At 72.5% G+C, this 7227-nt stretch carries 8 protein-coding genes and 1 pseudogene; all 9 read left to right on the top strand.

The genetic code is table 11. The features are described from left to right. Positions 1-721, top strand: a pseudogene (locus ACRDTB_RS25005) (hypothetical protein); the annotation flags it as partial. 131 nt (positions 722-852) lie between these two features. Then, on the top strand, positions 853-1635 hold the full coding sequence (locus tag ACRDTB_RS25000) for a sugar phosphate isomerase/epimerase family protein (protein WP_431434082.1): 783 nt from the start codon (positions 853-855) through the stop codon (positions 1633-1635). 101 nt (positions 1636-1736) lie between these two features. Beyond that, entirely contained in the window at positions 1737-2663 is a 927-nt protein-coding gene (locus ACRDTB_RS24995) for a proline dehydrogenase family protein (protein ID WP_431434080.1), read from the top strand. A gap of 57 nt (positions 2664-2720) precedes the next feature. Continuing rightward, positions 2721-3572 (top strand): thioesterase family protein, encoded by an 852-nt coding sequence (locus tag ACRDTB_RS24990; protein ID WP_431434079.1) that lies wholly within the window; start codon positions 2721-2723, stop codon positions 3570-3572. An 81-nt stretch (positions 3573-3653) separates the two neighbouring features. Beyond that, entirely contained in the window at positions 3654-4496 is an 843-nt protein-coding gene (gene proC, locus ACRDTB_RS24985) for a pyrroline-5-carboxylate reductase (protein ID WP_431434077.1), read from the top strand. A gap of 143 nt (positions 4497-4639) precedes the next feature. Then, the gene (locus tag ACRDTB_RS24980) at positions 4640-4858 is read left to right on the top strand and encodes a helix-turn-helix domain-containing protein (protein ID WP_431434086.1); all 219 of its coding nucleotides are present in this window, start codon (positions 4640-4642) and stop codon (positions 4856-4858) included. A 164-nt stretch (positions 4859-5022) separates the two neighbouring features. Continuing rightward, the gene (locus tag ACRDTB_RS24975) at positions 5023-5124 is read left to right on the top strand and encodes a 30S ribosomal protein bS22 (RefSeq protein ID WP_018684825.1); all 102 of its coding nucleotides are present in this window, start codon (positions 5023-5025) and stop codon (positions 5122-5124) included. A 181-nt stretch (positions 5125-5305) separates the two neighbouring features. After that, positions 5306-6256, top strand: coding sequence for an NAD-dependent epimerase/dehydratase family protein (locus ACRDTB_RS24970; RefSeq protein ID WP_431434076.1), 951 nt, complete (start codon positions 5306-5308; stop codon positions 6254-6256). Then, on the top strand, positions 6253-7203 hold the full coding sequence (locus ACRDTB_RS24965; protein ID WP_431434074.1) for a lysophospholipid acyltransferase family protein: 951 nt from the start codon (positions 6253-6255) through the stop codon (positions 7201-7203). The genes ACRDTB_RS24970 and ACRDTB_RS24965 overlap by 4 nt, the downstream gene beginning before the upstream one ends. Positions 7204-7227: the final 24 nt, after the last annotated feature.

Genomic DNA, 7227 nt, shown 5'->3' with positions numbered 1-7227 from the left:
GCGCAGCGGCGTGCAACCGTCGCTGCGCGCCCGCCTCGACGGCGTGGACGCACCGCCCGGGCCGCCCCCGGCGCCACCGGGCCCGCCGCGCGAGCCGATGACCGAGGAGATGCCGCGGTATCCCTCGTACCCGTCGATGGAGCCGGTGGCCGACCCGCGCCGGCCCGGCGCGGACCGCCCGTCCGGGCCGGTCGGACCAGACAGCCGCACGCGGATGCGGCCCGCGTCGTTCCCGGTTCGCCCGCCCGCCGAGCCCGACGAGGACCACCGGGACCACCGCGACGACCGCGACCGCGACCGCGGCGACCGCGGCGGCGGGCGCTACCCCGACCGTGACTTCGACCGTGACTTCGAGCGCGACGACGAGTTCGACCGCGTCGACGTCCTGGACGACGACGCCGAGTTCGACGACCTCGAGCGCGACGACGACCTCGACGAGGACGAGGCGCGCGGTGCCTCGCCGGTGCGCGAGTGGCTGGTCATGGTCGGCCAGCTCGCGGTCGGCGTGCTCGCCGGCGGCGCGGTGTGGCTCGGGTTCAACTGGCTGTGGAGCGCGCTGCCGCAGGCCGCGCTCGTCCTCGCGCTGCTGGTGATCGCCGGCATGGTGCTGATCGTGCGGAAGATCCGGCGTGCCGAGGACCTGCAGACAACGGTGTTCGCGGTCCTCGTGGGCCTGCTGGCCACGGTCTCACCCGTCGTGTTGCTCCTGGTCAACAAGTAGCTAGTGCCCGCCGCCGGAAGCTCGTCACGCATCTCGCCGGCCCAGCTTCCCGCTGGCGGCGTTACCGGCGCCTTGCCAGCGCAAACCTGGATCCGCCGATATGCGCAGCAGGCGCCCGGCGGTGGGCACTAGTGCCCGGCATCAAGATCGGGGCGTCCACCGCGTCGGTGTGGCCGCAGACCGCGACGACGGCCTTCCAGCTCGCCGCCGAGCTCGGCTACGACGGCGTCGAGGTGATGGTCTGGGCCGACCCGATCAGCCAGGACCCGGTGGCGCTGCGCCGGCGGTCGCGGCAGACCGGGGTGCCGGTGCTGGCGGTGCACGCGCCCTGCCTGCTGATCACCCAGCGGGTCTGGTCGCCGCGGCCGGAGGAGCGGCTGCGGCGCTCGGTGCAGGCAGCGCAGGACCTGGACGCGCCGACCGTCGTGATCCACCCGCCGTTCCGCTGGCAGCGCCGCTACGCGGAAGGGTTCGCGGACCTCGTCGCGTCACTGTCGGCGGACAGCGGCGTGCGGATCGCGGTCGAGAACATGTTCCCCGTGCGTCGCTTCGGCAGCGACCTGTCCGCGTTCCACCCCTCGATCGACCCGACCGACGTGGGCTACGCGAACTACACGCTCGACCTCTCGCACACGGCCGCCGCGGGGGTCGACGCGCTGGCGCTCGCGACCCGGATGGGCACCGGGCTCACCCACCTGCACCTCGCCGACGGCACCGGCCTGCCGCGTGACGAGCACCTGGTCCCCGGCCGCGGCGGGCAGCCGTGCGCGGAGGTCTGCGAACGGCTCGCGACGAGCGGCTTCGCCGGCCAGGTCGTGGTCGAGATCAACACGAGGCGCGCGCGCAGCCGGGCCGACCGGGTGAAGGACCTCGCGGAGGCCTTGCTGTTCGCCCGCCTGCATCTGGGGCAATAACCGCCGACCGCAGACGGTGTCGACCGGCGCACCGTAAAGTCTCGCTCCGAGGTACCCGTCGGATGGGGCGGGTCCCCTTGTGCGTGGAATGGGAGCGTTTCGTGAACCCGCTACGTAGCTTGATCCTGGCCGCGGCCGGCAACGACGTGATCCGTCGTGTCGTCGCGACCGCACCGGTGAGCCGGGACGTGGTGCGCCGCTTCGTCGCCGGCGAGTCGACGGCCGACGCGATCGACGTGACGCGCAGGCTCGTCGACGCCGGGCTCACGGTGACGCTGGACCATCTGGGCGAGGACACCACCGACGCCCGGCTCGCCGACCAGAGCGTGCGTGCCTACGAGGAGGTGCTCGACGCCCTCCACGCCGACGGCCTGGCCGACCGAGCCGAGGTCAGCGTGAAGCTGTCCGCGGTCGGCCAGCTCCTCGACGAGGACCTCGCGTTCGAGAACGCCTCGCGGATCTGCGCCGCGGCCGCCCGGTGCGGCACGACCGTCACCCTCGACATGGAGGACCACACCACCACGGACTCCACGCTGCGGGTGCTGGCGGAGCTGCGTCGCACGTGGCCGTGGGTCGGCGCGGTGCTGCAGTCCTACCTGCGCCGCACCGAGGAGGACTGCGCCCGGCTCGCCGGCTCCGACCTGCGGGTGCGGCTGTGCAAGGGCGCGTACGCCGAGCCGCCCGAGGTGGCGTTCACCGAGGCACTCGACGTGGATCGCAGCTATGTGCGCTGCGTCAACGTGCTGCTGGCCGGCGAGGGCTACCCGATGTTCGCCACGCACGACCCGCGGCTGGTGCCGATCATCGACGCCAGGGCGGAGTTCCACGGGCGCAAGCCCGGCAGCTTCGAGTACCAGATGCTGTACGGGATCCGGCCGGAGGAGCAGCGGCGGCTCGCCGGGCTCGGGCACACCGTCCGGGTGTACGTGCCGTACGGCGTGCAGTGGTACGGCTACCTCATGCGGCGCCTCGCCGAGCGGCCCGCGAACACCGCGTTCTTCTTACGTGCGTTGACTTCGCGCACGTGACGCGGCTTGTCCGACGCGATCCGATCAAGCTCCACCCGACGTGGCAGGGTAATAATCATGAGCAGTTTTGCGGGGCAGGCCGATGCCCGGGGAGGTCCCGGTTCCGCCGTCGGCCCGTTCGCGTCGGCGTCGAGGGTCCGCTCGCTCGGAGACGGCACCTTCACCGCCGAGTTGGCCAACACGTGGACAGTGGGCGGCAAGCCGCACGGCGGTTTCCTCCTCGCGCTGCTCGCGAGAGCCGCGGTCGCGGCCGCCGGCTCGTCCTCGCCGATGGCCGACCCGCTCGTGGTGAGCGCCCAGTTCCTCCGCGCGCCCGAGGTGGGCCCGGTCCTGCTGCGCACCGACGTGCGAAAGTCCGGCCGGCAGGCCACGATCGTCGCCGTCCACTTGGAACAGAGGGGCCAGTCGTGCGTGGAGGGCGTGGTCACCACCGGCCGGCTGCCCCGGGAGCGCGCGGTCTGGACAGACCTGCCCAACCAGCCGGCCGAGCCGCCGGGCAACGCGGTGGACCTCGCCTCGCTGCCGATGGCGTCGGTGTTCCGGCTGACCGGGAGCTGCGACGTGCGGCTGGACCCGAACGGCGCGGGCTTCCTGCACGGCCACACCGGTGACCCGCCGCGGCTGCGCCTGTGGGTGCGCCCGCGCGGCGAGCAGGTCGACCCGATGTTCGCGCTGGTGGCCGGGGACATCTCGATGCCGGTGACGTTCAACCTGGGCCGGTTCGGCTGGAGCCCGACGGTGCAGCTGACCGCGCTGCTGCGCTCCCGCCCGGCCCCGGGCTGGCTCCGCGTCCAGGTCGACTGCAAGGCCGTGCACGGAGCGTGGTTCGACGCCGACGCGACCGTCGTCGACGCGACGGGGCGGCTCGTGTGCCAGTGCCGCCAGCTCGCCCTGTCCGCCAAGGGCTAGGAAGGACGCCTTCCTGACGTTCGACGTCCGCTTGGCGTCCTTCCAGGCTCGCCAGGATCGGGCCGTGGCAGGCTGGTGCGCATGACTGACGGCCACAAGGAGACCGAGAAGCCGGCCATCGCGGTGCTGGGCGCCGGCAAGATCGGCGAGGCGTTGCTGTCCGGGCTGCTGACCGGGGGCCGGCGTGCGGACGAGCTGATGTTCACCGAGCGCCACCCGGAGCGCGCCGCGGAGCTGACCACGCGCTACGGCATCCGGGCGGTCGACGTGGCCACCGCCGCCAAGGAGGCCGGCGTGCTGGTCGTCGCCGTCAAGCCGCAGGACATCGAGCCGCTGCTGGACGAGCTCGCGCCCGCCGTCGACGAGAACACGCTCGTCGTCTCCCTCTGCGCCGGGCTGCCGACCTCGCTGTACGAGCGGCGGCTGCCCGCGGGCGTGCCGGTCGTGCGGGTCATGCCGAACACGCCGATGGTGGTCGGCGAGGCGATGAGCGCGATCTCGCCCGGCCGGCACGCGAGCCACGAGCACCTGGCCACCGTCGAGCAGGTGCTGTCCACGGTCGGCATGGTCGTGCGGGTGCCCGAGTCGCAGCAGGACGCCGTCACCGCGCTGTCGGGCTCCGGGCCGGCGTACTTCTTCTACCTCGTCGAGGCCATGATCGACGCGGGCATCCTGCTCGGGCTGCCGCGTGCGGTGTCCGAGAAGCTGATCATCCAGTCCGCGGTCGGCGCGGCCGCCATGCTGGCCAAGACCGGGGAGCACCCGGTGACCCTGCGCGAGGCCGTCACCTCACCGGCTGGCACGACCATCATGGCCATCCGTGAGCTGGAGAGACACGGCGTGCGGGCCGCGCTGCTGGCCGCCATCGAGGCCGCCCGCGACCGGTCGGAGGAGCTCGGCCGGGCACATGATGACGAGAAGTGACCACCGGCGGCCGGTCGGCGTAATTTCGTCCACGCCGTCGCATCAGTCACACCAGTCCCGCTACTCTCGGGAGAAGCACGTGCGTGTCGATACCGTCGGTGGGGAAGCCGACGGCGCGATGCGTGCCTAAGGACTCGGTGAGCATGCCGGCGAACAAGAACGAACCGGAACATCCGGGCCTCTCGGAGGTGCGGTTCCTGACCGTCGCCGAGGTGGCCACGGTGATGCGGGTGTCCAAGATGACCGTGTACCGCCTGGTGCACAACGGCGAGCTGCCCGCGGTCCGGGTCGGCAAGTCGTTCCGGGTGCCGGAGAAGGCCGTCAACGACTACCTGCGCGGCGCCTACTTCGACGCGGGCTGACCCGCTGGTGAGTCGCGGGCGGAGCCGGTGACCGGACTCGGGCGACGGGCGGGTAACCTGGGCGATCGTTGTGCCTGGTTCTTTCGCGCACGTCCGTGACCTGCCGGTCGAGTGGTCGTAGCCGTCCAGGCGAGATCGACCACCGACTACAGCAAGGGATCAGCATGGGCTCGGTCATCAAGAAGCGCCGCAAGCGCATGTCGAAGAAGAAGCACCGCAAACTGCTGCGCAAGACGCGTGTGCAGCGTCGCAAGCTCAAGAAGTAACGCCGACGCCGTCCCGGATGTGCCGCCGAACGAGTGAACATCCGGGATGTAAGCGTGTGACCTGCGTTAATTGCAGGTAGCCAGCGTCAAGTCGATCACGATTCGGCGGTACAGTCGCGCGGGGTCCGCCACCGTGTCCGCCGGGCCGCCTTCCACAAAGTGATCGATTCATCGGAGTCGCATGGCGCCCAACGTCGTCCTCGTGACCGGGGCCGCGGACCAGCTCGGTGGCTCGCTCGTTGCCCGGCTCGCGGCCGATCCCGACATCGAGCGCGTGCTCGCGGTGGACACCTGGGCGCCCGCGGCCGGGAGGTCCTCGCGGGTCGAACACGTGGCCGTGGACATCCGCGATCCGCGTATCGGCAAGGTGATCGGCTCCGCGCGGGTCGACACCGTGGTGCACGCCGCGCCACGCTCGAGCGCCGGGCCGCTGCGCGCCGCGATCAAGGAACGCAACGTCATCGGCACGATGCGGCTGCTGGCCGCGTGCCAGCGGGCGCCACGGGTGCGCAAGCTCGTGGTCAAGTCCACCGCCGAGGTGTACGGCGCGAGCGCCACCGCGCCGGCGGTGTTCACCGAGCAGGACCCGCCCGCGAGCGGCCGGGACCGCGAGGCGGCGGTGATCGAGGCGTACGTGCGGGGCTTCGCGCGCCGGCGTCCGGACGTCACGGCGACGATCGTGCGGCTGGCCGAGCTGATCGGGCGGGGCGTCGACACCGCGCTGGCCCGGTACCTGCGGCTCCCGGTGGTACCGACCGTGCTCGGCTTCGACGCCCGGGTGCAGCTGCTGCACCCGCGGGACGCGGTGGCCGTGCTGGAACGGGCCGTGCTGCGGGACCTGCCCGGGGTGTTCAACGCGGGTGGGGACGGGGTGGTCCTGCTGTCCCAGGCGATCCGGCGGGCCGGGCGGGTGCCGCTGCCGATGCCGCGAGCCGCGGTCCCGGCCGCCACACGGTTTGTGCGCGGCGCCTCGCCGGTCCACCTCTCGCCGGATCTCGCCGGGTTGCTCAGGTACGGCCGGGTGATCGACACGACCCGGCTGAAGACGACGTTCGGGTTCGCCCCGCGATGGTCCACATCGGACGCTTTGGACGACTACGTGCGGACTCCGCACCAGGAGCCGGCCCGGTGAACGGCCACACCGCCGAGGTGATCCCGCTTCCCCGCCGCGCACTGGACGGGGTCGTCCCCGCCCGCTCGGCGACCGCGTCCCGGCCGCCGGTGCCGGTCACGGAGCTGCGCCCGCGTCCCGCCGGGTCACCGGGTGTCCTGGCGGGCGCGGCACGCTTCCTCCGGCGGCGGCTGTCCGGCGAGTACCCGGTGGACGAGTTCGGCTTCGACCCGGAGCTGACCGACGTGCTGCTGCCGCCGCTGCGGGCGGTGTACGACAAGTGGTTCCGCGTGTCGGTGACCGGTTCGCTGCCGGCCGGCACGGGTGCGCTGGTGGTGGCCAACCACTCCGGCACGCTGCCGTGGGACGCGGCGATGACGGCCATCGCCGTGCACGACAACCATCCGGAGCGCAAGTACCTGCGGATGCTCGGCGCGGACCTGGTGTTCCAGGTTCCCGTGCTGGGCAGCCTCGCCCGCCGGACCGGCGCGACGCTCGCGTGCTCCGCGGACGCGCGGCGGCTGCTGCGGGCGGGTGAGGTCGTCGGCGTGTGGCCGGAGGGGTTCAAGGGGATCGGCAAGCCGTTCCGCGAGCGGTACCGCCTGCAGCGCTTCGGGCGTGGCGGCTTCGTGGCGACCGCGTTGCGGGCCGGGGTGCCGATCATCCCGTGCTCGATCGTGGGCGCGGAGGAGATCCACCCCAAGATCGCCGACCTCCAGCCGCTGGCCCGGCTGCTCGGGTTGCCGTACCTCCCGGTCACGCCGTTCTTCCCGCTGCTGGGCCCGCTCGGCGCGATTCCCTTGCCTACCAAGTGGACCATCGACTTCGGCGAGCCGATCCGCACCGACCGCGCGGCGCCGGACGCGGACCAGGACCACGCGCTCGTGCTGGAGCTCGCCGACCAGGTGCGGGACACCATCCAGTCCACCCTGAACCGCATGGTGTCCGCCCGCGCCTCGGTCTTCTAGCCTCGCGCCGACCAAACGGAACCT

Source organism: Actinophytocola sp., from assembly GCF_050699935.1.
Lineage (GTDB): Bacteria > Actinomycetota > Actinomycetes > Mycobacteriales > Pseudonocardiaceae > Actinophytocola.
The sequence above is the reverse complement of the archived record's forward strand: the minus strand, read 5'-3'. Positions and strand labels throughout refer to the sequence as shown.